Genomic DNA, 25505 nt, shown 5'->3' with positions numbered 1-25505 from the left:
TCATCAATTCAAAGCAGGCTTTGAACGATACGGCCATGTGCAGGGGGCACAAGTATGTTGACCGTAGCGCAACCGTATAATACGGTTGCAGATTACTCCCTTAAGGCAGCGCGCATTCTAGTGAGTTTGCGCGCGTCTGTAAAGCGCTAATCAGCCACCTCACGCATGACAAGGATAACGCGGTTTGCTCATATCAACCCGCCTTATATTATCCTCATGCCCAGACTTTATCAGCCCAGCGTTTGGCGTTAGCGCGCCAGTTGGCCCAGGTATTTATCAGGTTAACCAGGCCCCAGTATGTCAGTGGCACCAGCACTAAACTGGTCAGGGTTGAAAACAACAAGCCGCCGATAATAGCAATGGCCATTGGCGCATAGCTTGGGCCGTCGCCGCCTATTTGGGTGCCGCCCATCGCCAGCGGTAATAAGCCCAAAACGGTGGTAGATACCGTCATCAGTATTGGCCGCAACCGCGATTCGCTGGCACTGATGATCAGTTCACGCAGGCTGGCCTCTGGCTGCTCCTGCCGGTCCTGATTGATCCTGTCTACCAGTACTATGCCGTTGTTTACCACTATGCCCATTAGTACCAGCATACCTATCATACCCATAATGCCCATGGTGGTGCCGGTAAACATAAAGGTCCAGAACACGCCTACCAGCGAAAACAATAACGAACCTATTACTGCTGTAGGTAACAGCAAGGATTCAAATAACGCCGCCATTACCAGGTAGATCATGGCAACAGCCAGCAACATATTGACCATCATCACCTGCTGCGATTCATCCTGCTGCTGAAAACTGCCCTGAAACGACCAGCGGTAGCCCGGTGGCAAAGCCAGTTTATCCATCACCTTTTTAATGTCTTCGCGTGCAGTATCCATTTTGTAATCTTTGGCCAGATTCATTCTGATGGCGATGCCGGTCTGGCGGTCAAAGCGGCGAATTTGATCCAGCCTTGGCATAGTGGTCAGCACGGCCAGTTGCTGCAAACTTATAACTACTCCGTCTTTGTTCAGTATTGGTAATGCCGACAGTTCAGCCAGTGAATGGCTTACCTTTTCATCGTACAGCACCCGCATTAACAGCTCGCCCTGCTCGGCACTTCTGAAGGTACGCAGGTTGGTGCCGCGTAGCGCCAGCGATACGGCATTAGCCACCTGCTGCGCATTTAAACCATGGCGCTGCAGTTGGTCGAGCTTTAACGTGATCTGAATTTCCTGCTGGCCGTGGGCAATCTCCGAGCTGACATCCTCCAGCCCGGTAACGGCAGCCAGCATCGGCTCAATATCGGCAGCCAGTTTTAGCAGTACTTCAGTAGAGCTGCCCAGTAAATGCACCTGCATACCCCCATTGTTGCCCCAGCCAAAAGAGGGTTTTGATCTTACCAGCGCTGGCCAGTCTTTGCGGATAGCATCTTTTAGCTGTGCCAGCGGTTGGCTTAGCTGGGGTTTTAAAATAATAATCGAGTTGGCATAACCGGCCCGGTAGTAACTGTACACCGACTCAATATCAAACTTGTCTTTGTTGGCATATAAATAGGCTTCCATAATGCTGACTTCAGCCTCTACTTCGCCCAGCGCATAGTTACCCTGCACATTGTAATTTAAAAAAATGCGGTCGCTGTCTTCGTTGTCGTTATCTCCACCCGATACCGCGCCCATAGGCACCACTATGCTGCCAAGCAACAACACAGCAATAAGTGCTGACCAGCGCGGGTGATACATAACCCAGCCCAGTGTTTTGCGGTATTTCGCTTCCAGCGCACCAGCCTGCTGCTGTTTTACCGGTTGCATGGTTAAGCGGGTGGTTAACAGCGGGATCAGTGTTAAGGCAATCAGCAGGCTAACCGCCAGACACAGGCAGATGGCAATGGCTACATGCTCTAAAAAGATGGTCAGTTCCATTTTCTGGCCAAGAATATTGGGCAAAAATACAATAGCAGTAGTCGCCGTACCGGCCACTACTGCCAGGCTTACCCGGCGCACACCGCGTGCGGTAGCCGTTTTTACATCACCACCGGCAGCGCGCTCACGAAAAATACTCTCGGTTACCACTACGGCGTTATCTACCAGCATGCCCACGGCCAGCATCAGCCCCATCATGCTGAGAATATTTAAGCTGTAGCCGAAGAAATACATAATGCCCAGCGCTATACAAATAGATACCGGCACGGCCAGTACCACCACCATAGTGGTGCCAATATGGCGCAAAAACAGATACAGCACGGCAAAGGATAATAGCGCTCCTACACCACCGGCGCTGAGTAAATCAGCCAGCGACGTTGTTACGCCTTTGGCGGTGTCGTCCATAATGTACAGGCTGATGCCATTAAACGCCGGATCGTCATCAGCAGCCTGCACCACTGCCAGCGCAGCTTTGGCCACTTCAACCAGGTTAGCACCCGACTCTTTATATACATTCATGCCCACCGCGTAGGTTTGATCCAGATGGCGGCCATCTTCACGTTTTGGCAGCTCCAGCTGCACTGTGGCCACTTCACGCAAGCTTAAGCCAGGGCGCAGCGGTAACGAGGCTATTTCTTCCAACTCACGGTACTCGCCTACCGGTTTTACCAGAATACTGTTGTCAATATTGCGCAGCTCACCGGCGGTCATGGCAAAGTTATAGCCCTGCAGCGTGCTTACCAGTGCAGCAGCATCAATATTCAGCGCGCGCATTTTATCCGGGTTAAGCCGAATTACTACCTGGCGTTTTTCCACACCGTACAGCTCAACTTTCGATACGCCCTGCACCCGCTCCAGTGGCCGCTTTATTTGCCGCTCCAGCAGATCGTACGCCATCGCCAGATCGCGTTCGCTGGAAATACGCAGCTGAAATATCGGCATATCGTTGGTGTTAAACTGAAACACCAGCACACGCTCAACATCTTTGGGCAGCAAATGGCGGATGCTGTCTAACCGCTCACGCACCTCAATGCTTTTGCTGTTAATGTTTTCTTCCCACTTAAATTCCAGCGACACCTCAGCGCTGTTTTCATTTGACCAGGAGCGCATTTGCTTAATGCCGGTTACCGTGGCCAGCGCCTCTTCCAGCGGCCGGGTAATAAGACGCTCAATTTCGGTAGGGGTGGCATTGTTGTACGGCACATTAATAAAAATTTGTGGAATATCAATACCCGGGAATTTCTCCAGCGGCAGCATACGGCTGGCAATTACGCCAAACACCAGCATTGATAAAAATATCATGCAAATGGTAACCGGCCGTGTCAGCGCAAAGCGGGTTATAGCAAGCGGTTGCTGGCTCATACGCTGATCTCCTGGTTACGGGTTTCCTGTATAACCGGCGTATCACGGCTAACCAGCGCATACAACACCGGAATAAACAGCAATGTCAGCATAGTGGCCAGCGCTAAACCAAAGATCACGGTAATCGCCATAGGCGCACGGATTTCACTGCCATCACCACCGCCCAGCGCCATCGGTAACAAACCCAGAATGGTGGTTAAAGTAGTCATTAATACCGGCCGTAAACGGCTGGCACCGGCTTCAATAACCGCCTGCTGCAATGCTATACCTTCGCCACGCAGTTGGTTAATGCGATCAATCAGTACAATGGCGTTATTTACCACTATACCGGCCAGCATAATAAGGCCAATAAATACAATAACAGACAGCCTGGTATCGGTAAGCCATAAGCCCAGAATGGCACCGGCACCGGCCAGCGGCACGGTAAACAGGATCAACAGCGGTTGTAGCAGGTTTTCAAATTGCGATGCCATAACCAGATACACTAAAAATACCGCCAGTAACAGCGCCATAGTTAATGAGGTATAAGCGCGTTGCATTTCTTCGCTTTGGCCCATTACCGCCGCCGTTACGCCGTAGGGCAAACGCTGTGCAGCTAAAATGGCGGCCGCATTTTGGGTGGCTTGCTCTAAGTCACCAAAGGCCAGGTTAGCACTTACCACGGCAACCCGTTGCTGGCCAATGCGGGTAATTTCGCTGGGGCCGGTTTCGCGCTCGATACGCGCAACAGCAGACAATGGCAACGGCCTGGCACTGCCGGGGTTAATAATCAGCTGTGCCAGTTGCTGCTCGGTTTGCCGGTATTGCTCAGCCAACCGCACGCGAATATCCACTTTACGGTCATTTACCGAATACTGCCCGGCCAGTTCACCACCAACATAAGCCGCCACTCTTTTGGCTACTTCGTGCGATGTCATGCCCAGTTGCGACAGCAAACCATGGTTAAAATACAGCGTAATTTCAGGTTGGCCGGGGCGCAGGCTGGTTTTTACATCAGTAAAACGTGAATCGGCTTCCAGCGCGGCAACCAGGTTGTCGGCTGCGGTTTTCAGCTCTGGCAGCTCATAGCCGGATAATTCAACCTCCAGCGGCGTGCTAAAGCTAAACAGCTGTGGCCGGTCTATTTTCACGGTAACGTCAGGCAACTGCGCCAGATAATCACGTAAAGTGGCTATTACCTGCTGTTCTTGCTGCGCATCTGTACCGTTTTGCAGCACTATATTCAAGCGGCCCCAGTGGCTGCCGCCAATGCTGGGATCGACCGTCATTTGTGCACCGGTACCGGCCTGGGCATAGCTGCGCTTTACCGCGCTTTGCTCTGCCGCAATCGCCGCCAGCCGTACTAATACTTTGTCGGTTTGCTCAATAGAGCTGCCTACCGGCAGTTGTACTTCAACATAAAACTCACCCTGGCTCATAGCGGGTATCACATCTGCTCCCAGCCGGGGTAACAAGGCAAAACAGGCACCGGCCAATGCCAGCGTAACCACTATCGTGACGCCTTTTAGCGCCAGCGCACCTTGCAGTGCATAGCGGTACAGCGCCTCCAGGCGGTTAAGCAGCCACTGTACCGCCCAAAGCAGAGGTTTAAATACCAGCGCCAGAGTGCGGCTGATCAGACGGAATACTAAGGTGAGCGCCGCAACCAGCAGCAACATTAAACCGCGCAACGCCCGGCCCAGCATACGCAACGGCCAGGTTGGCCAGTAATACCAGCGACGGATTTGTGGTGCAGTGTCTGGCTCTGATACCGGTGCCAGCGCATCAGCTTTAGCTTTACCCTCGCGTGCCGCCATAGTAGGAATAAGGGTTAACGCCACCACTAACGAAGCCAGTAAGGCAAAGGTGACCGTTAATGCCTGATCGCGAAACAGCTGGCCGGCAATACCTTCAACAAACACCAGCGGGAAAAACACTGCCACCGTAGTTAACGTAGAGGCCGTAATGGCCATCGCCACTTCACGGGTGCCGGTTTTAGCCGCGGTAAAGGCATCTTTGCCCTGCTCTTTGTGCCGGGCAATGTTCTCCAGCACCACTATGGCGTTGTCTACCAGCAAACCTACCGCCAGAGCTATACCGCCCAGGCTCATCATGTTCAGCGTAATACCCTGACCGTACATCAGATTAAAGGTAGCGATAACCGATACCGGTATCGATATAGAGATAATCAGCGTGGCCCAGACATTCCGTAAAAACAGATACAGCACCAGCATTGCCAGCAAACCACCGATAACAGCGGAGGATTTCACCTCATCAATGGCCTGTTTAATAAATTCAGACTGGTCATACACCAGGGTTAAGCGGTACCCGGCAGGCAGGGATTTTTCCAACCGGGGTAATTGTGCCAGCAGGGTTTTAGCTACCTGCACGGTATTGGCATCGCCCTCTTTATAAATGGCGACTTCTATCGCTTCTTTGCCATCGATATAGGTAATGCTTTGGCGGTCAACAAAGCTGTCGCGCACTTCAGCAATATCCGATAAACGGATCTGGCTGCCACCTACTTCTGCCACATATAAGTTTTCAATTTGCTGCAGGTTGGCAAACTGATTAATGGTACGCACCAGATAGTCGTAGCTGGGCGTTTCTAACCTGCCACCGGCCTGATTAAGGTTTTCCTGACGTAAACGCTCGGTGATCTGGCTGATATCCAGTTGCAACTGGCTGAGCTTTTCCGGATTAAGCAGAATTTGTATTTCCTGGCTCAAACCACCATCGGGCCGCACAGCGGCTACGCCGGGTAATGATTCCAGCGCCCGGCGTAAATCTTCTTCGGCAAAAGTACGCAGGCTAACCAGTTGCGCCGGGCTTAGCGCTTCTCCGGCGTTATCACGGCTTAATGCCAGCCGCACTATGGGATCAAGGTTAGGGTTAAAGCGCAATAACAAAGGCTTTTCAATTTCCAGCGGCAGCAGCAGTACGTCGAGTTTTTCCCGTACTTCCAGCGCGGCCAGATCCATATCGGTGCCCCAGTCGAATTCCATCACCACATCAGAGCGGCCTGAACGCGACACCGATTGGACTTTGCGTACGCCTTTAACAATACCGACAGACTCTTCAATCGGTTTACTCACCAGCTGCTCTACTTCGGCCGGGGCAGCACCAACAAATTCAGTACGTACAGTTAACGACGGATAAGATAGGTCCGGCAGTAAATTTACTGCCAGGCGGCCGGCGGCCACCAAACCAAAGAGTAAAATACCCAGTGTAAACATCCAGATAGTAACGGGGCGGGTTACAGCTATATCAACCAGCTTCATGGCATCAGGTCCTGTGTGCTTATATTATTGTTTTAATTATTCAAAAGTGTGTAGTTGAGTCACTTGAGTTGGCGAGAACCGGTTTACCCACACCAACACGCCGTGAACCCATCCCTGGGGGCTCGATTCGGCCTTCCTGGCCTGCAACGGTTGGCTTAGGGTAAGCCGATTCTCGCTGATAAAGTCCGGCTATTAAAACTCGCGTACTGTTACCACATTTACCAGCGCATCATCTTTCAATGCTGATTGCCCGGCAATCACCACCTGATCACCCAGTGCCAGGCCTGACAGTATTTCTACAGTATTATCAGCCTGATACCCCAAATGCACTTGCTTACGGCTAACTTTGTTTTCGCTGTCAATCACAAACACAGCCTGGCTGTTGTCAGTGTTCATCAGTGCGCGCTTGGGCAGTAATAATGCATCGGCTTTAACATCAAACTGTAACTGCACCTGGGCAAACATACCTGGTTTTAACTGCTGCTGTTCGTTAGCCACTTTTAATACCGCCCGCACCGTGCCAGAGCCAGCATCCACTACCGGAGAAATACGCACCAGTTCAGCGCTTACCGGTGTCATACCGGCAAATTGCAGCAACGCGGTTTGGCCAACACGGGCCTGCGCCAGTTGCTGCTCGGGCAAATGCACTACCGCTTCCAGTTGCTGGTTAGACACTATATGAAACAATGACTGGGTAACATGCTGGTTTACCAGCTGGCCGGTTTTAACATAACGGCGTGATACTACACCAGCAATTGGTGCGCGAATTTCGGTTTCTTTCAGCGCCAGCTCAGCCAGGTTTACCGTAGCCTGCAACGCGTCGTGCTGCCATTGCAGTTTTTCAAATACGTCGGCACTGATCAGTTTGCGCTGGTGCATTTCTTCCATGCGTTTTAATTCGCTGCTCAGGCGGTTTAATTCGGCTTTCTCTTTATTCAGGCTGTATTGCTGGCGCTCATTGTCCAGCACGGCAAGCAACTGGCCAGCGCTAACCTCATCACCTTCTTCCACCAGAATACGTTGCACTATGCCTACTGCTTTGCTGATCACTTCTGCTTCTGCCCGCGCTTCCAGTGTAGCCGTGGTGCGGTAGCTGCTACTGATTTCGCCATTGCGGGTCAGGGCGGCTTCTACCGGTACGGCGATAACAGCCTCAGCCGTCGTGGCGGCCGTTGAGCTGTTGGCCTGATTGCAGCCGGTTAACAAAACACTGGCCAGAATGGCAGCAGCAGCGGTTAGTTTAAAACTGTGTGACGTTTTCATGATTCATCCTTTGGAAAACAAAAAACTGAGCAAGTTAACACAGCTAATGCAGAGGCCATGCCAGCACCAAAAATAATAAATTCATTAATATTTTCAACGATATAAAAAACATTCATGCTGTTCTCCATTTTTGATGCCAGTTTTACTTGGTTAAAAACACTATTTTTTAGTCATTAACATCACGTTCAGCACGACCAAACTACAATTACGTGAGAGCTAGAGCCTGTACTCTAAGGTCTGACCTCTTTATACTGCGCTCTTTTTCACGTTCAACAGGTGTATATATGATTAGAAAATCTGCCGTTTCCTTAGCCGTTCTTTCCGCCCTTGTCAGTGTGACGGCCCACGCTGAAGGTTATAAATTATTCGAACAATCGGTCAGCAGCATGGGTAATGCTTATGCTGGCCGTGGTGCACAAATTACTGACGCCACTCTGGTTTACTCTAACCCTGCCGCCTTAACACAACTGGACGGTGCGCAATTGTCCGGTGGCCTTAATTTAATTAGCGCTAAAACCAATTACCGTAATGCGCAGGCACAAAGTGCAAATGGTCAGTCTGTTGTTGGTCGTACCGACGGTGAAAATAGTTTGAATGAACTGGTCCCTTTTGTGTTTTACAGCGATAAAGTGTCAGACAGATTAAGCTGGGGTATTGGTTTTTATGTACCCTTCGGCTTGTCATCTGATTACGACGATGATTTTGTTGGCCGCTACTTTGCCGATGAAACTGCCGTGCAGGTATTAAGCCTGCAGCCCGCTATTGGTTATAAATTAAATGAGCAATGGTCTATTGGTGGCGGTATTTCTATTAACCGCGCTGAAGGGACTTTATCTAAATTTAAAGATCACAGCGGCTTATGTGAGCTGGGTGAGCAAACTACTAACGCCATGTTTGGCGCACCGGTATACAACGATGCTTATTGCAACAGCCACTACAAAGTAGAAGGTGACGATATCGCCTTTGGTTATACGCTGGGTATTCACGGTGAACCGGTTGCCGGCACCCGCCTGGCACTAACCTACCACTCTGCGGTACGTTTTACCTTAAAGGGTGATTCAGAAATTACCAACACCCCTATTACCGGTGCTAATGTGGTAGGCAACCCTAACTATATGGTAGTGGCGCCAAACCTGCCGGCTATTGATTTATCTACCGGCAAACTGGCAGCAAACAGCCGCCTGACTGAAGCCAGCAAACTGGCGTTAACCACCCCGGCCAGTGCCGCTTTTAGCCTTGACCGACAGGTAACCGAAGCACTGTCACTGCAATTTAGCGCCGCCTGGACCCAGTGGAGCGAGTTTCAAAGCATAGATATTGTTAGCGACGACGCTAACCCTAGCATTTCGTTAAACACGCAATCAGCGGCAAACCTGAATGCTGAAGGTTATATTGGTTACATCCCGGAATACTGGCAAAACAGCTGGTCGTTTGCTGTGGGTGCTACCTATGTTTACCAGAGCGATTTAACGTTAAAAGCCGGTGTAGCGTTTGATGAAAACCCCATCAGCCAGGAACACAAAACCGCGCGTATTCCAACCGATGACCGGGTATGGGTAACAGTAGGCGCTAACTGGCAACTGGCAGATAACCTGAGCCTGGATTTCGCCTATGGCTACCTGTTTACCGGCGATGTCAGTGTGAACGAGCGTGAATACAACGTGCAGGATCAAGCCTTATATAACAGCGGCTATCAGGGCGAGTACAGTAATAAAGGCCAGCTATTTGCCGTTCAGGCCAATTACCGCTTTTAAGTTAGCAAACCCAACAAAGCAAAAAGGCGATCAGATGATCGCCTTTTTATTATCTGTGTTTTATCCGCTATTAAATTAATGCACCAGCTTTAATTTATAGCCTGACGGTGCAGCGTCATCTTGCTCGGCCAGCAGCATATAGTGCTCGCCCGGCGTTAACATTATGCTGTCGGTTTTATCCAGCAAGGTGGTACTGCCATTTTCTGCTACCTGCACCAACGCTATAGCGTAGTAGTCTTTTGGCAGGCTCAGGGTTTGTTGCTTTTTAAATGCCAGGTTTTTCACGTTGTATCTGGCATTGGCAATGGTTTCATTTGAACGGACAAAATAAAACTGCAATTGGGTAAAGTCTGCTACCAGGTTAGCAACTACCACATCATGGGCCTGCACCTGCGGTTTATCCGGTTCGGTCACGCTTAACGCTTCTACATTCTGTTTCTCATTGGCATATAACAACACAGCTTTACTGTTACCCGCGGCCACACTTAATAACGCGCTGTTTAGTAATAAAGCACCATCGCTGTCACGGGCCGATAAACTGTAGTCACCTTTTACCAGTGGCAAATAACCACTTAACTGGCCGGCAGCGACACTGGCAACGTTCTGGTTATCCAGGGCTACATTGATGTCCTGCTCCAGGCTGTTATATAAACGGAACTGGGCACTGGCATCGGTGTGATCATAAGCTGCTACGGTAGAAGAGTTCAGCACCACATCCACAGACAATTGCCCGGCTAACGGGCCAAACTTGTCACGTATAATCAGTACATAATTGCTGGTGTAAGCAAAATTGACGCCCTTAGCAACAAAAAGCGGCGTATTGCCACCTGCCTGTGTCAGGTACACATTAAATTTACCCAGCTCTTTACCGTTGGCAACTGAACTGACTTCCTGAAAAGATAACGAATCAACCAACTCGGCATCGGCAAAGCCTTTACTCTCGGCGCTAAGGTGGACATCCAGCGTTGGATACTGTGCAGATAAATTGGCCAAATGTAGCTTAAATTGTTTATCCAGGCTTTCATCACGCTTAAAGCTCAGGCTCAGATAATCAAACTGCGCGTCTTTTTGCGTAAGTATAAACAGAGTTTTATTACCCTCAGCCAGCGACATCTCTTTACTAAGCAATTTGTCAGCACTGGCCACATCGGCCAGTTCCAGTGTGTACGAATCGGGTGCTACAGCAACCAACGCACTGACATCTCCGTAAGTGGCAGTACCAATTGCTTTATCACCGGCTTTTAGCGAGGTGTTACCAGCATTAGCAGCACCATTGTAAAACTGCAGATAAGTTTCTGCTGTAGCATTATCACTGCTGCTGCCACCGCAGCCGGCCAAGCCCAGCAAGGCGCCAAGCGCCAACAGCCGTAAAGAGTAAACTGATTTCATGTAATCTTCCTGAGGGTAAAGTAACAACGGCTCAGATTAAGGATTTAACGCACTTAACGCTATGGCGCTTTACTATTCAAAACAGTTGGTTACGCTTAGTTACAAACTGGCTTTTTACGCTTTTAATTTTTGCACTGTGTTTTGTAGCATTTAGCTGGCACTTTGTCGGATCTGTCATCTTAGTTTGTTATTCAGATCGTACACTGCATACAGTTTTTACCGGAACCCCTTAGCTATGATCTTGTTGCGTATTATACAAATTACCCTGCTATTCAGCCTGATACCGGCAACCGCGGTTAAAGCAGAACAACCCGACAGCCTGCTGCTGATTTCAATAGATGGTTTTGCCGCACAGTACCTGCAGCAATACCCTGCTGCTAATATACATAAGCTGGCTGAGGAAGGCTTAACCGCAGAAAGCATGCAGCCGGTGTTCCCCAGCAAAACTTTTCCGAACCACTACAGCATTGTTACCGGCCTGTACCCGGCTAACCACGGTATTGTAGAAAACAATATATTTGATGCAGATTTCAATGCGACTTTCCGGCTAAGCAAGGCTGAAGAAGTAACCAATGCCCGCTGGTGGCAAGGCGAACCGGTGTGGGTTACGGCTGAATCTCAGGGCGTAAAAGCAGCCACGTATTTTTATCCCGGCTCAGAAGCAGCAATAAAAAATGTGCGTCCAAGCTACTGGCAACGCTATGACGGCAATGTCAGCCACAACGACAGAGTAGACTCAGTACTGCAATGGCTGGATTTACCCGCAGCAGAGCGGCCACGTTTTTTAACGCTGTATTTTAGTGCTGTAGATGATGCTGGCCACGCCTATGGCCCCAACTCGGCCGAAGTAGCCGCCGCTATAGCTGACGTTGATCAGGCAATTGGCCGCCTGCTGGCCGGTTTAACCCGGCGCGGCTTGTACAATAAGCTGAATATTATGCTGTTATCCGATCACGGCATGGTAGAAACTCCGCCGCAGCAAACTATCGTACTGGATAAGCTGTTTAACAGCAGTGACGCCGCCCTGACATTGTGGACAGCGGAAATTGTGTCTATCTTTCCCGCCGAAGGCAAACTGGAGCACATTTATCAGCAGTTAAGCCGCAGCTTACCGGCGCAGGCTAAAGTGTATAAAAAGGCTGATTTGCCCGCACGCTGGCACTATCAGAACAGTAAACGCATAGCGCCGCTGCTGGTGATCCCCGAGCCGGGCTGGCGGTTAATTCAGCAAAAAGCAGAGACTAACTACCAGCAAATGGCCGCCGAAGGCAAAACCAGTGGCAGCCATGGCTACGACAACGCCAGTGCATCTATGCAGGCTATTTTTATTGGCCACGGCCCGGCGTTTAAGGCCGGTAAAACTATTCCGGCGTTTAGTAATATTGAGCTGTATAACCTGATGTGCCGCATATTAGGGCTAACCCCCGCCGCTAACGACGGTAACCCGGCCTGGCCCGATTCTGTGTTGGGTAATACTGAGGCTAAATAACCGGTTTAATATCAACTGGCAGCTACGGTGGCCAGTTAAAGTTTATCCAGTTTAAAAAATACGCCATCCCACAACGTATAAGCCGTATTGTTCTCTGCTTTAATCAGCACTGCGCCTGGCGCCAGCCAGTCTGACGGACAACCAACGGTAAGTACTTCTGTGGCATCACCAACTATACTAAGCTGCACAAACCGGGCCCGGTACAACGAATAAAATTCGTCTTCCGCTAAAGTTGTAAGGGTAAATTGCGGCTTGTCGCATACTTCATCGGCAAAGCTCACTTTAGTATCGGTATAGGTTGCCTTAGTGCCAAACCAGGCTTTGGCGTCGTCCATGCCCATTGCACTGATGCCCGGGAATTTTGCATCGGTTACCCGCCACTGTCCCTGGTACCATTTGTTGTTATCATTTGAGCAAGACAACAGAAATAACATTAGTAGCAAGCTGATATAACGCATTAATAGCTCCTTAAGTTAGCCGACACATAAAAATCAGAATTAAATGGAACAGTAACCAAGCCAGCAAAGTTAATCAATACGGTGATGTTTCAGCGTTCTCATCTGTTTTAAATGCACCTTGCCACTGTCAATATAAAAAGCTAAAAAATGTACAAAGCTGATGTATCGCCGTAATTGAACTACCCGGCTTGGGTAACCGGGTAAATTCTGCTTGGAGCTGGCTAGTATGCCACGCTAAAACGCTTATTTATATGCTGCGGTTGCTCAACTTCATCCAGCATAGCTACAGCATAATCGCCGTTTGAGATACGGCTGTTACCTGCGCTGTCGGTGAGTAAATTATCTGAGCCCAAGCGGAAGCGGCCGGTTTTATCGCCAGGGAAAATCTCTGCCGCCGGTGATAAAAAGCTCCAGCTGAGCGCATTTTGCCCGCGCAGTTGTTGCAGTACTTCAGCGGCACCTTCGGCAGTAGCGCGATATTCCGCCGGAAAATCAGGGCTATCCAGTAAGCGGCTGCCATCGGGTAGCAGTAAGGTTGCTGCACCACCAACTACCAGCAAACGCCCCACCTTGCCTGCCGTTGCCGCGTTAAATACCGAATTAAATGCCTGTAAATAGTAGCCCTTTACGTCTTGCTGGGCGTGGCCGCTAAAGGCGCTGATCACTATGGCTTTGCCGGTAAGCAGTTTGGTTAACGCCGCGGTATCGTTAATATCCAGCCCTACCACCGTTAAGCCCGCTTTAGCCTCTACGCGCTCTGGCCGGTTTACCACCGCCGTTACCGTGTGGCCACGTGCTAATGCCTCTGCCGTAATGGCCGAGCCGATAAAACCTGATGCGCCTAAAATTACCAGTTCCATACTATTTCCTCACAAGGTTGCTGTCTGAACAATTAATGTGCAGGCATTATCGCGGCTCGATTAACATAGAAAAATAGCTTAATATTAAAATCACTGTTTAATAAATTAAAACAATCATGCCAAATCAAGCGGATCTAAATAGCCTGCAACTGGTGCAGCGTTTACAGCAGGCCGGCAGCTTTACCGCTGCGGCGGAACAACTAGGCTGCAGCAAAACTACTATTAGCCTGCAATTAAAAGCGCTGGAGCAGCAATTGGGGATCGCGCTGTTTCGCCGCACCACGCGCCAGCTTAGCTTAACCCGCGCCGGCGAGCAGCTGCTGCGCGACTGTCTGCCACTGCTGGACGAGCTGCAACAAGCGCTACAGCAATTGCAAAGCAGCGACAAGGTATTACAGGGCAAGCTGGTATTAAGCGCACCGGAAGACTACACCAACCGCATCCTGGCCCCCGCCGTGGTGGCCTTTATGGCGCTGCATCCGGCCTTAGAGGTGGAGTTTCGCAGCAGCGATCAGGTTAAAGATTTAATCAAAGAAGGTATCGATTTAAGCATTCGCGCCGGCTGGTTAAAAGACTCCGGCCAGCATGCCCGCAAGCTTGGCAACTTTGAGCAATGGCTACTGGCCGCCCCGGGCTATCTGGCCCAAGCCGGCACACCACAGCAACCGGCCGATTTAGCCAGCCAGCGCTTTATCGCTTTTACACCGCTTAGCCAGCCGCAGCAGTGGACTTTTAGCCAAACTAACCTGCAAACCGGGGCCACACAGCAGGTCAGCCAGTATTTGCCGGCAGCGCTTAAAACCAGCTCCACGCAAACGATAACAGCACTTATGCTGGCCGGTGCCGGCATGGGCATACTGCCCGACTACAGCGCCCGCGACCTGGTAAGCAGCGGCCAGTTGATCCGCCTACTGCCGGACTGGAGCTTAGCGCAAGCCGGTATTTACGCCGTATACCCGCCAGGCCGCTTTCGCCCGGCACGGGTAACCGCCTTTGTCGATTTTTTGCAGCAGTATCAGCAGTTGGTTTAGCGAATAGACTGTAATCCGTAGAACGAATAGGTCCAGTTTGTGCCAACAGCGGATATAAAAAAAGCTGTCATTTTATCGAATACAACTCATCACCCTTGAGAAGTTTTTTTCTTTACCGCAAAAGGTTCATTAGTATCGATGAGCTTCTCTGTGCCGAAGGTTTTCCGCCATGCACCAGGTGAAACGGCATGGCGTTGTTTGAAATGTTGCCGGAACGAAGTGGCGGTTTGAAATCCAACCTGCGTTGCTATTTGCTCAATTGACAGCGCTGTTGTTTCCAGCAACTCACGACTGCGTTGCAAGCGTTCTTTTGTTAGCCATTCTACAACCGTCATGCCCGTTGCTTTTTGGAATCGTCTGGTAAAGGTTCGTCTGCTCATCCCAGCCAGAGCAGAAAGTTCATCTATATTTTGTGATCTGGCGATGTTCTTACGCAGGTAATCCAGCAGCGTGTTTATCTGAGCTTCAGATGTTGAGCGGGCTATCGGATATTCTATAAATTGTGCCTGCCCCCCTTCACGATGAGGTGGGACTACCAGCAGTCGTGCTACCCGGTTGGCAATTTTTGCACCAAAAAATTTTCTGACAATATATAAACAGCAATCTAAGCCTGCACCTATGCCTGCCGAGGTAATTATCCTGTCGTCTTCAGTATAAAGCGCATTGGTGTCTAAATGCACTCCGGGAAATCGGCGGTTAAAATCTTGTTCGGCTAACCAGTGAGTACACGCCTTTTTTTCATTTAACAACCCTGCATAGGCCAAAGCGTAGGTGCCGTAACATAGCCCCACCAGGTAAGCCCCTCGTTGGTAAGCCGCTATGAGTGACTCCATCAGATTAGCTGCAGGCGGCTCGTCCAGCTTATGCCAACCCGGTACAATGATAATATCCATTGTGTTCAGTAACTCCAGGCCACCATCTGGTTGTGCCTGCATCCCTCGCTCAGCTTTGGCCACTTCACCATCAGGCGCGACAAGATATAAATCGAACAGCAGATCTTCAGGAAATATTGAGCCAAAAATCATCTGAGGCACGGAGATATGAAACGGACTGAATAACGGATAGAGTATCAAACCGACTTTTAGCTTTGTCATAACGGTCCCCGCAAGCTTTGAGATTGGAAGTATAACAAATTTTGGCCCAATTCTTTCGAACATTGTCATTCAGGTCAATTTTTACCTGAACAGCCCCCCGCTATCATGTGCACAGTGTTTTCACCAAACCTTATTAATATGGAGCCTAGTTATGAAACTACGAAACCTAATTTCCGGCATTGTCGTTGGTGCTGTTCTGATCAGCGGAACTACAGCAGCGCAGGCTGAGCAAAAAAACAGCGACACAGCAACCAAGCAAACACAAATTCAGCTAATTCGAAATGCCACGCTAAAAATTACTTATGCGGATACCACCTTCCTGATAGATCCGATGTTAGCGGAGAAAGGGGCTTATCCCGGCTTTGAAGGCACCTATCGTAGCCACATCAGAAATCCGATGATTGATTTGCCCATGACAGTTGCCGATGTTATTGCCGGCGTAGATGCGATTATTGTAACGCATACCCACTTAGACCACTGGGATGATGCCGCCCAGCAACTGTTGCCCAAAGAGCTGCCTATCTTTACTCAGAATGCGGCAGACGCTGAACTGATCAGATCGCAAGGGTTTAAGCAGGTTAGTGTGCTTGCCCAAAGCGCAGACTTTGCCGGTATTACCTTAACGAAAACCGGCGGCCAGCACGGTACCAATGAAATGTATACCATCGCACCGTTAGCCGAAGCCTTGGGTGATGCCATGGGGGTTATACTTCAGGCTCCGGGTTATAAAACGACCTATGTAGTGGGTGACACAGTGTGGCATGCCGATGTAGAACAAGCGCTGGACAACTATCAACCGGAAATTGTTATCCTTAATACAGGCTATGCGCAGCTCGAAGGTTTTGAACGCTCAATCATTATGGGTAAAGACGATGTAATCCGCGTTAATGCACTGGTACCAAAAGCAGCAATTATCGGTGTGCACATGGATGCTGTGAACCATGCTGCGCTTTCACGTGAGGAACTTCGCGTCTTCGTAAATGAGAAAGGTATTGCTGACAGCGTAAAAGTACCGGCGGATGGAGAGATACTGAAGTTTTGATTAGTTGGGGTCGGTATACACTGATATTCATTTGTGAGGTACAGAGTTTGTAATGATGTTGGATGCTGTCATTTGTTTGATGACAGCATTCTGCATTTTTCTTCCTGTTCACTCATTTTAGTCTGCAGAATGTCGGCTCTTCGATCTTAGCCGCCTGGCCACTGGAGAGTATGGGATCGGAGCTAGTACAGCTAATAAACCAATAAGCGGCTAATCGCAATTTCTGCTAGCGGCCGTTTTTTATAGTTATTGTCGGGTTTTCGCTCTGCCTGCTGCTTTGCACCAGCTTAGCTACACGCCTTCAGGTTTCGGGTTAAGCCAATCTCTTTTTGCTGCTCAAGGGCGACATTGCTACCCAGGTCTGCGGCTTTTTTAAGCCAGGCCAGCCCTTCCATTCTGCTATTTTGGCAATACAGTATTTTGCCAAGAATTGCGGCCGCTTCGATATGGCCCTGCTTGGCTGCTTGTTCTAAAAAGGAAATTGCCAGTTTGCTATTGCTCCTTACCAGTCTTTTAAAGACTTTATAAGACGCCTCAGCATTTTGAAATTTAATAGACATAACTTTGAGAATTTCCAGAGCTTTATCTTCATCAATTTCAACCTGAATACTACCGGTGTAGTACCCGGTATTCGCATAGCGTTCATTAAAGTCATGGATATTGTAGTGAAACTCAGCACTCTCAACGGCATACAGTAGATTGTCCAGCTCATCGAATAACAAGGATCCAAGATCAGCTAACTGTGTGCGATAACGTTGCACAATATCGCTTTGGGTAACGATGTGATTGGCTGCCGCTAGCAGCTCATCCGCCCCGTCTATCTTTGCAGCAGCAAGCTGTTTTGAGAACGCTATGGCTTGTTGTTTAAACGCTTCAGCTCTAAGGTGTTGCGCCAGGGAAGAATAGATAGCCAGTTCTTTTTCAACTGCAGGGCGATGGCCAAGTAAGGCTGCGTTATGCCGCCAAAATCTGGCGTCGTTTTCGTATTTATCGTTGCCGGCAAGCTGCTCAGCATCCGATCCAAACCGATATGCTTCATCAACGATTGACCACCAAAGAATTTGAAACTGTATATCACCCGATTCTGCTTTGGTCCGTATAAGTATTGCCTCTTTTGTTGGCGCGTAATAAGTTCCGAACTTGTGGCCTGAAGCCAGATCATTACCTGCCAACCAATTCCTGATCGAGCCAGCTTTTCCCAAGGTGCATTTTTCAGTAACAGATAAGTAGTTATTCTGTTCGATACTTTTTAAACAAGCATTATTGGGCAGCATAAAATATAAGTATGACAGAGCAGGCAAAGAAAAAAGCACGAGCAAAGGCAGCGCGGCTTTTCTCAAGCTAGATGCTTCCTTAAGCTGAAAAGGCTTAATTGAATGCTCACTGATGGCTTGCCATTCGAGTTTTGTCAGAGACTTTTTACTTGTTACAAATGCCACTCCAAATGGTATTGGCCCAGCCAGAAACCAAATCACTTTAGCCTGGAGCAAAAGCCCTACAGCAATGTATGCAACCCCGACAACCAACATCACGGGAATTCGGGCAGCGGAGGAATATAAACGCCCCACATACCGGGCAAACAGCCCGGCGATAGCCGGAAACACAAAGCAGGCGACGATAAGACTCAGAATGAAATGCTGCACCAGCAAGAGCAAGAACAATGTTGCCGGTACTAGTCCAATAACAGCTGCCAAAAGAGCGAATATTGGTTTTTCTTGCTGAACAAGTTTAGTGTACGCTTGTTCCATTTCTGCTCTTTCATACCGCATGGGAATACCTTGTTAACACAACATTTAAAGCCCGACTACGGCATCTGCTTGCTGCGGCTCGTTGGCAGGCTGATCTTTCGCTGCGGTAATCGCCCGTTGCTGGAATTGAGAGATCCGATTAACCAGCATTAATGTTACAGCAGCCAGAGCAATAGTAATTATCTCGCCTGCCTGACCGAGCAGGTTTAAGTTCAGCACTTCCGACAGCGGCATATTGTCCATTTTTCTCATCTGCCGGAATAAATATTGACTAAAAAAATTATTTACTAACCAGCAGAACCACCATAAAGGTAAAATCAGAGAACTGGCTGTTAAAGGAACATTTTTGGGTGACTCACTTACCTGCCATATTTCGCTCATTGCCTGATAAGGCTTCCACAGAGAAAACACCGGGATAAAAAACCAGCCAACCGACCAACCCGGAGAAAACTCCATGGTTATGTTGGTCAGTTGCTTTGCATTGTAACTAACCCGGTGTATCCATTTCAGAATAAGAAAGCCCGAAATAATAAAAACAACAAAATATAGGATACCCACAACCCTCTGACGAGCGTCATTGGCTATTGCATCAGCTGCAGCCGCCTGCTTAGAGCTGTAAAAACCCTGCTGAAAATTCTGCAATAGCTGATATTCGAGCCAGCCGGAAAACATGGCAATGATGGCTAAAACTATCTGCGCATACAAACAATACCTGACCCAACGGGTTAAGGCTGAGGCGTCTTTGACACCCGAATTTATAGTGTTCAAAATATATCCTTTGTGACAAGGTACTGACGTAATTGCATTTCGGTTACTTAGCGAGCTTCATTGGCGGCATTGTCATCCAGTTATCGTAGTATTTTACCTGCGTTGCCTTAAAACATTCGTCAACCTGCTCTTTCTCAGCATGCAGGGTTTTACACTGGGCATAGTGTGAATCTGCGCCAGTTTCATATAATCTTTTGGCGAGATACATACTCATCATAGCGTCGTAGTCACATCTGTTATTAGCAGCCTTATCTTGCTTCAGCTCGTCAGCTAAGGCCGAGATGCAGCGCTGTTTAAGCTTATCCTGATGCTCCGCAGTAGATATAAATGGTTTACTACTGCATGCAACCAAGGTCAAAGCGGTAGTTACAATAATGATTAGTCTCATATTTCCCTCAAAATAATTCATGGCCTGTTTTCAAGGGGAAACTGCTTAGAAAACATCCTTTTTATCAAAGGTTGTTTGAAATATATCCAAGATACATAGCTAAGCGAATGCAACCACTGCCATCATGCACTTTTCATAGAAAAGTTTTTAGATCAGTAGCTTTGCGTCCTGCCCTTTCGGTACAGTTTGCCCTTTAATTGTCTTAGCCTGTGAAGAAGCACTTAACAAAGTGTGAACTCAAGCTGAACACGCTGAAGCTATACAAATAATTACAAATTGACAAGTTATTTTTTAACGACTCCGGTTACCGTCTTGCAAGGCAAAATGACAGTTGCATAAGTAACGGCATCACTGGCTGCGGCGCATATCCGGCAGCCATACTGCCAGCATGCCCAATAGCGGCAACCAGGCACAAAGCTTAAAAATGTAGGTAATGCTGGTGGCGTCGGCCAGGATGCCCAGCACCGCGGCGGCAATACCGCTAAAGCCAAACATCATGCCGTAAAAAATACCTGAGATCATACCGATATTGCCCGGTACCAGCTCTTGTGCAAACACGATAATGGCAGAAAACGCCGACGACATTACCAAGCCTATCAGCACTGTCAGTACCGCTACACCAAACAGATTGCTGTAGGGCAACAACAAGGTTAGCGGTGCTGCGCCTAAAATAGATACCCAGATCACCGGTTTGCGGCCAATTCTGTCGCCCACCGGGCCGCCTATTACGGTGCCCACTGCTACAGCGGCCAGAAACAGAAATAAAAATAACTGCGAGTCGGCAACCGACACGGCAAATTTTTCAATCAGATAAAAGGTATAAAAATTACTCAGGCAAGTCATATACACATACTTGGAAAACACCAGCAGTGCCAATACCAGCAACGCCTGTTTGGTTTGCCGTGGCGATAAACCGTTATCTGCAACTACGCTGCTGCGCTTGTGCGCCGAGGCATGTGAGGCAATAACCCAACGGCTAACCCGCTGCAGCACAATAATGCCGACAATGGCAAACAGACAAAACCAACCTATGCTGCCCTGGCCGCGCGGAATAATAATCAGTGCCGCTAACAGTGGCCCGAGCGCCGAACCGGCATTGCCGCCCACCTGAAACACCGCCTGCGCCAGGCCATAACGGCCACCGGAGGCCATACGGGCCACCCTTGATGCTTCAGGGTGAAAGGTAGATGAACCCAGGCCAATCATCGCTGATGCCAGCAGCAACATGCTAAAGCTGTTTACCATACTCAGCATAGCCAGACCCAACAGCGTAAATACCATGCCAAGCGGCAATAAGCCCGGTTTAGGGTGTTTGTCGGTATAAAAGCCTACAGCGGGCTGTAACAGCGACGCGGTGATTTGAAAAATCAGCGTGATCAGGCCAATCTGGGCAAAACTCAGCAGATACTGCTGTTTTAACATCGGATAAATAGCCGGTAATACCGCCTGGATCAGATCGTTTAGCAAATGCACAAAACTAACCGCCCCAACCACCGGCAGGGCCAGTGCAGCAGGTGCTGCAGCTAAAGACGCCGCAGCCTTGGTAACGCCTGTCATAATTCTCCGGCGACGGGTAAATGTAAAAGGCGGCCAGTATATACTATCGGAACATTAGCAGAACACCGCCAAGCGCCAGGTTGCTGTTTAGCGGCGACATTTGCCGCAGTCCGGCTTCATATATGTTTCGCCTGTATTGCTACTGCTCCCTCCCTTGTTAGTAGCAGTGCTGGGTACCAAATACCGCTAACGGTTTAATAAAAATGCTTTGCTGAGCACCTGCCCCAAACAACAGCCGGTGCGGTTTCAATGCTAAAACGGTGCCGGGTATTGCTGTAAAAACAACGCCATATCATCCAACACAGCGTCGGTTAGTGGCAGTGCAAATGCCGCTATATTCTGCTGCAGCTGGGCCATGCTGGTAGCACCGATAATGGTAGAGCTAACGCCATCTACCTGGTTAATCCAGGCCAGTGCCAGTGCAGGCGCTGACATACTATGGCTGTGCGCCAATGCAGTAAAAGCCGCAATTGCGCTGTTTGACTGTGGCGTATCACGAAACAAACCGTTGCGCTGCAGCATACTCCAGCGAGTGCCCTGCGGGCGGGCACCATTAAGATATTTACCGCTTAAAGCACCGCCAGCCAACGGCGACCAGGGTAAATAGGCGATGTTTTCATGTACACACTGCTCAATTAAATAGGGCCAGTCTTTGGTATGCAACGGGCTGAATTCATTCTGAATAGATACCATGCGGGGTAAATTGTTCTCTGCGCTGAGGCTAAGGTATTGGCTGATACCCCAGGGTGTTTCGTTTGACAGCCCACAAAAGCGGATTTTACCGGCCTTTACACAGTTATCCAGCGCATGCAGCAAACCCAGCATCTGTTCAGTTTGTTGCTCGCCGTTAACGGCAGAAAACCCAATACGGCCAACCCGGTGCTTACCAAAATGCGGCGACACCCGGTTAGGCCAGTGCAATTGATATAAGTCGAGATAGTCGGTTTGTAAGCGTTGCAGTGAGGCATCTACCGCTTGCAACAAGGTAGCCGGTGTCATATCGCCGCCACCGCGCACGTGCATCAGGCCATTACCTGCCATTTTACTTGCCAGCACAATATCGCTGCGTTTGCTGTGGTTACGGCTAAGCCAGTCACCTATAATACGCTCTGTGCTGCCATAGGTATCGGCCGTAGGCGGAATGGCGTACATTTCAGCGGTATCAATAAAATTAACGCCCTGTGCCAGCGCGTAGTTAAGCTGGGCATCAGCATCGGCTTGGTTGTTCTGACAACCCCAGGTCATACTGCCTAAACACACTCTTGATATCTTAAGCTTGCTGCTGCCCAAAACGGAATATTGCATAACGACCTCTTTAATCTTATAACCACCGGCTGTTGTAACCTGTGCGGCACCTTAGCCCAATAGCAAAGCGCAGGCAACTTGGAGGTAAAAATTACCTATTTGTTAATTAAAATATGAAATTAATGCTGTTGCTTGTTTTGGCCAGGCCTTAACAGCCAGCTTTCCTGCGCTCAGTGGGGCATAAAATAAAGCCATACTAATCAATTAACTAAATAGAATTCCTTTGTTCTCTTGGGCTTATTTCTCAGCCTGGCCCACATACTGCACCGGTACTATTGTCCTGCTGCCTGGACATGTTCACCACCGGTTGACCAATACGGGTTACCGCTGAAGTTTTTCACTTAATTAAGGAGAACCTAACTATGGCACAGTTAAATACCCCAGAAATGAAGCATGTTTCCGATATTATTCAGGTGCTCAACAGCGGCATTGAGTTTTACAGCGACGCTAAGGAAAAAGTTAAAGATCAGCATCTGGCTCAGTTTTTTGATCGCATGTTAAATGCGCGCCGCATGGTAAAAGAGCGTTTACAGCCATTTGCCGTGCAGGAAGATGGTAAGCGCGAAGAAGGTTCTGCCTTTTCAGTTGAAGCGCGTAAAGTGTATACCAAAGTAATTGGTGCTATGTCGTCTGACAAAGATCATACCTATATCAGCCAGCTGGAAGAAGTTGAGGATAAAACCCTCGAAGAAATCCGAGCTGCGTTGAAAGAGAATCAGCCCCCGCAATTTGAAGCGGCGTTGTTGCAATCTATGGCAACCATGCAGGAATGCCATGATGAAATGCGCTCTCTGAAAAAGGCAACCAGCCATTAAGGTTGTAATTTAACTGCCTTTAAAAAGCCCCGCTGGCGGTTAACGTTAGCGGGACTTTGCTGTTGGGCTACTGAATATTATGCTGTTGCAACCACATTTCTAATAGCGTGACCTGCCACAATTTTGAACCAAAGCGTCCACTGAATTGTTCGGGCCGGGCCAGCATGGTGTCAATGTAATCCATATTAAACAATTGCCGCTGGCGTGCCACCGGCTGGCTAAATACTTCTTTAGCCAGTTGCAGATATTCACCTTGCATTTGGCGCAGTGCCGGCACCGGGAAATAGCCTTTGGGCCGGTCAATCACCGCGGCCGGAATAATCTCTCTGGCTACCTGCTTTAACAAATACTTACCACCGTCACGTAATTTCAGTTGGTGCGGCATCTGAAACGCCAGCTCTACTAATTCGTGATCCAAAAATGGCACCCGCGCTTCCAGGCCAAATGCCATGGTCATGTTATCTACCCGTTTTAACGGATCATCTACCAGCATAGCGGCGGTATCCAGATGCAACGCCTTATCTACCGGCAACTGGTCATCACAGCTGGCAAAATACTGCTGAATATAGCTTAGTGAATAGTTTCGCCGGCAATATTCAGGCGCCAGCACTTGTGCTAAGTGCGCTTCATCCCAGGAAAAATACGCATCGGCGTAGCACTGCGCCGCATTGCTGTCAGTGGTGTTTGTCATTGGCGGATACCAGTGATAACCGGCAAATACCTCATCAGCGCCCTGCCCGCTTTGCACCACCTTAACATGCTGGCTTACCGCTTGGGCCAGCAAATAAAAACCAATCACATCATGGCTTACCATCGGCTCTGACATCGCCTCAATACAGGGCCGCAAATGCTTAAGCAAGGTGTTATGTCTGGCATAAATTTTGTGGTGCCGGGTATCGTAGTGGCTGGCAATAAGGTCAGAGTATTTAAACTCATTGCCCTCTTCTTCTGCCACATTGTCAAAACCAATAGAAAAGGTATACAGCTGCTTTTGCCCCAGCTCGCTAAGCATACCAACCAGTAACGATGAGTCCAGCCCGCCAGATAACAGCACGCCCACCGGCACATCGGCTTCCAGCCGGCGCCTGGCACTGGCAAACAGCGCTTCTTTTAACGCTTGCTGCCAATCCTGTTCGCTGCGGCGGTTACTGTCATCAACGTCGCTATGCAGTTGCCAGTAACGGCCCTGCTGAATGTCGCCTGAGGCACTCACCTTCATCCAATGGCCGGGCTGCAACTTATGCACATCGCTAAACAAGGTATCTGCGCCAATAATGGCCCGGAATGACATATATTGATGTACACCCCGCGGGTTAAGTTTGCTGGGTACTTCTGCACACTTTAGTAATGATGGTAAGGTAGATGAAAACCAAAACCCGTTACCGTTATGGTGATAATACAACGGCTTAATACCCAGCCTATCGCGGGCAAAGAAGGTACTGTTGCTGTCGCGGTGCCAGATGGCAAAAGCAAACATACCATTAAACCGCGCCATACAGTGCTCTTGCCACTGGGCGTAGGCTTTTAAAATAACTTCGGTATCACTGGTAGAAAAAAACTGATGCCCCAATTGCTCCAACTCGTGGCGCAGGGCTTTGTAATTATAAATACAACCATTAAACACTATGGTTAACCCAAGCGCGGCATCATGCATTGGCTGTGCCCCGGCCGCAGTTAAATCAATAACTTTAAGCCGCTGGTGGCCAAAACAAACATTCCCCTGTGCTGCCAGGCCCCTGCCATCTGGCCCACGCACTGCCAACACATCTAACATCGCATCAACATAATGCGTTGATGCCTTACCCTGAAAACTAATTTCTCCTGCTATTCCACACATACTTATCCTCTGCATTAATTGCTTACGGCAGCGGGTAAAACCAGCCCAAACTGCCCTGAATTTCAGCATATCTGACAACATCATCAGGCTTTGACCTTAAGCCAACCTAATGCAGACTTTTTAAGTGTAGCCTTAATTGGCGGCCCTTACCGGGCAATACACCAATTTTCTTGTGCTAC

The 25505-nt window shown here is 49.1% G+C and carries 18 protein-coding genes and 1 riboswitch; of the genes, 5 read left to right on the top strand and 13 right to left on the bottom strand.

Annotated elements, in window-relative coordinates:
• Nucleotides 1–214: 214 nt before the first annotated feature.
• From BLW68_RS07490 to BLW68_RS07480, 3 genes are all read right to left on the bottom strand, one after another.
• The gene (locus BLW68_RS07490) at nucleotides 215–3268 is read right to left on the bottom strand and encodes an efflux RND transporter permease subunit (protein WP_092791878.1); all 3054 of its coding nucleotides are present in this window, start codon (nucleotides 3266–3268) and stop codon (nucleotides 215–217) included.
• Complete coding sequence (locus BLW68_RS07485) at nucleotides 3265–6528, bottom strand: efflux RND transporter permease subunit (RefSeq protein WP_092791876.1); 3264 nt, start codon at nucleotides 6526–6528, stop codon at nucleotides 3265–3267. The genes BLW68_RS07490 and BLW68_RS07485 overlap by 4 nt, the downstream gene beginning before the upstream one ends.
• Nucleotides 6529–6720: 192 nt before the next feature.
• Nucleotides 6721–7791 (bottom strand): efflux RND transporter periplasmic adaptor subunit, encoded by a 1071-nt coding sequence (locus BLW68_RS07480; RefSeq protein WP_092791874.1) that lies wholly within the window; start codon nucleotides 7789–7791, stop codon nucleotides 6721–6723.
• 284 nt (nucleotides 7792–8075) lie between these two features.
• Between BLW68_RS07480 and BLW68_RS07475 the strand changes: the two genes are divergently transcribed.
• Nucleotides 8076–9545: an OmpP1/FadL family transporter gene (locus BLW68_RS07475; RefSeq protein WP_092791872.1), complete on the top strand. Its 1470-nt coding sequence runs from the start codon at nucleotides 8076–8078 to the stop codon at nucleotides 9543–9545.
• A 75-nt stretch (nucleotides 9546–9620) separates the two neighbouring features.
• Here BLW68_RS07475 and BLW68_RS07470 read toward each other — a convergent pair whose 3' ends face one another.
• Complete coding sequence (locus tag BLW68_RS07470; RefSeq protein ID WP_092791870.1) at nucleotides 9621–10934, bottom strand: DUF4397 domain-containing protein; 1314 nt, start codon at nucleotides 10932–10934, stop codon at nucleotides 9621–9623.
• 235 nt (nucleotides 10935–11169) lie between these two features.
• On the opposite strand from BLW68_RS07470, the gene BLW68_RS07465 reads away from it, so the two are divergent.
• A complete protein-coding gene (locus BLW68_RS07465; protein WP_092791868.1) occupies nucleotides 11170–12423 on the top strand; it encodes an alkaline phosphatase family protein in 1254 nt (417 codons plus the stop codon).
• Nucleotides 12424–12458: 35 nt separating this feature from the next.
• On the opposite strand, the gene BLW68_RS07460 is transcribed toward BLW68_RS07465, so the two are convergent.
• Together BLW68_RS07460 and BLW68_RS07455 are read right to left on the bottom strand one after the other, a co-directional pair.
• Nucleotides 12459–12881 (bottom strand): hypothetical protein, encoded by a 423-nt coding sequence (locus BLW68_RS07460; protein ID WP_092791866.1) that lies wholly within the window; start codon nucleotides 12879–12881, stop codon nucleotides 12459–12461.
• 221 nt (nucleotides 12882–13102) lie between these two features.
• Entirely contained in the window at nucleotides 13103–13741 is a 639-nt protein-coding gene (locus BLW68_RS07455) for an NAD(P)-dependent oxidoreductase (protein ID WP_092791863.1), read from the bottom strand.
• Between the two features lie 116 nt (nucleotides 13742–13857).
• Here BLW68_RS07455 and BLW68_RS07450 point away from each other — a divergent pair, with 116 nt between their 5' ends.
• Nucleotides 13858–14772, top strand: a complete 915-nt coding sequence (locus tag BLW68_RS07450) for a LysR family transcriptional regulator (RefSeq protein ID WP_092791861.1) — start codon at nucleotides 13858–13860, stop codon at nucleotides 14770–14772.
• Between the two features lie 89 nt (nucleotides 14773–14861).
• Here the strand turns inward: BLW68_RS07450 and BLW68_RS07445 are convergent, their stop codons facing one another.
• Entirely contained in the window at nucleotides 14862–15866 is a 1005-nt protein-coding gene (locus tag BLW68_RS07445) for a GlxA family transcriptional regulator (protein ID WP_092792174.1), read from the bottom strand.
• Between the two features lie 151 nt (nucleotides 15867–16017).
• On the opposite strand from BLW68_RS07445, the gene BLW68_RS07440 reads away from it, so the two are divergent.
• Nucleotides 16018–16908, top strand: coding sequence for an MBL fold metallo-hydrolase (locus BLW68_RS07440; RefSeq protein ID WP_092791859.1), 891 nt, complete (start codon nucleotides 16018–16020; stop codon nucleotides 16906–16908).
• Nucleotides 16909–17195: 287 nt separating this feature from the next.
• On the opposite strand, the gene BLW68_RS07435 is transcribed toward BLW68_RS07440, so the two are convergent.
• The 5 genes from BLW68_RS07435 to BLW68_RS07415 all read right to left on the bottom strand — a co-directional run bounded on the left by BLW68_RS07435 (nucleotide 17196) and on the right by BLW68_RS07415 (nucleotide 22674).
• Nucleotides 17196–18656 (bottom strand): SEL1-like repeat protein, encoded by a 1461-nt coding sequence (locus BLW68_RS07435; protein WP_143039931.1) that lies wholly within the window; start codon nucleotides 18654–18656, stop codon nucleotides 17196–17198.
• A gap of 45 nt (nucleotides 18657–18701) precedes the next feature.
• Nucleotides 18702–19424: a DUF4328 domain-containing protein gene (locus BLW68_RS07430; protein WP_143039930.1), complete on the bottom strand. Its 723-nt coding sequence runs from the start codon at nucleotides 19422–19424 to the stop codon at nucleotides 18702–18704.
• Between the two features lie 43 nt (nucleotides 19425–19467).
• Entirely contained in the window at nucleotides 19468–19833 is a 366-nt protein-coding gene (locus BLW68_RS07425) for a hypothetical protein (RefSeq protein ID WP_068230427.1), read from the bottom strand.
• An 84-nt stretch (nucleotides 19834–19917) separates the two neighbouring features.
• A riboswitch (cyclic di-GMP riboswitch) is annotated at nucleotides 19918–20013 on the bottom strand.
• A gap of 147 nt (nucleotides 20014–20160) precedes the next feature.
• The gene (locus tag BLW68_RS07420) at nucleotides 20161–21369 is read right to left on the bottom strand and encodes an MFS transporter (RefSeq protein WP_092791854.1); all 1209 of its coding nucleotides are present in this window, start codon (nucleotides 21367–21369) and stop codon (nucleotides 20161–20163) included.
• 252 nt (nucleotides 21370–21621) lie between these two features.
• Nucleotides 21622–22674, bottom strand: a complete 1053-nt coding sequence (locus BLW68_RS07415) for an aldo/keto reductase (RefSeq protein ID WP_092791852.1) — start codon at nucleotides 22672–22674, stop codon at nucleotides 21622–21624.
• 362 nt (nucleotides 22675–23036) lie between these two features.
• On the opposite strand from BLW68_RS07415, the gene BLW68_RS07410 reads away from it, so the two are divergent.
• On the top strand, nucleotides 23037–23489 hold the full coding sequence (locus BLW68_RS07410) for a ferritin-like domain-containing protein (protein ID WP_092791850.1): 453 nt from the start codon (nucleotides 23037–23039) through the stop codon (nucleotides 23487–23489).
• A gap of 67 nt (nucleotides 23490–23556) precedes the next feature.
• On the opposite strand, the gene BLW68_RS07405 is transcribed toward BLW68_RS07410, so the two are convergent.
• Nucleotides 23557–25326: an N-acetylglutaminylglutamine amidotransferase gene (locus BLW68_RS07405; RefSeq protein WP_092792171.1), complete on the bottom strand. Its 1770-nt coding sequence runs from the start codon at nucleotides 25324–25326 to the stop codon at nucleotides 23557–23559.
• Nucleotides 25327–25505 lie beyond the last annotated feature (179 nt).

Source organism: Rheinheimera pacifica (genome assembly GCF_900108485.1).
In the GTDB taxonomy this organism is placed as follows: Bacteria; Pseudomonadota; Gammaproteobacteria; order Enterobacterales; family Alteromonadaceae; genus Alishewanella; species Alishewanella pacifica.
This window is presented reverse-complemented; position numbering and strand designations above follow the sequence as displayed.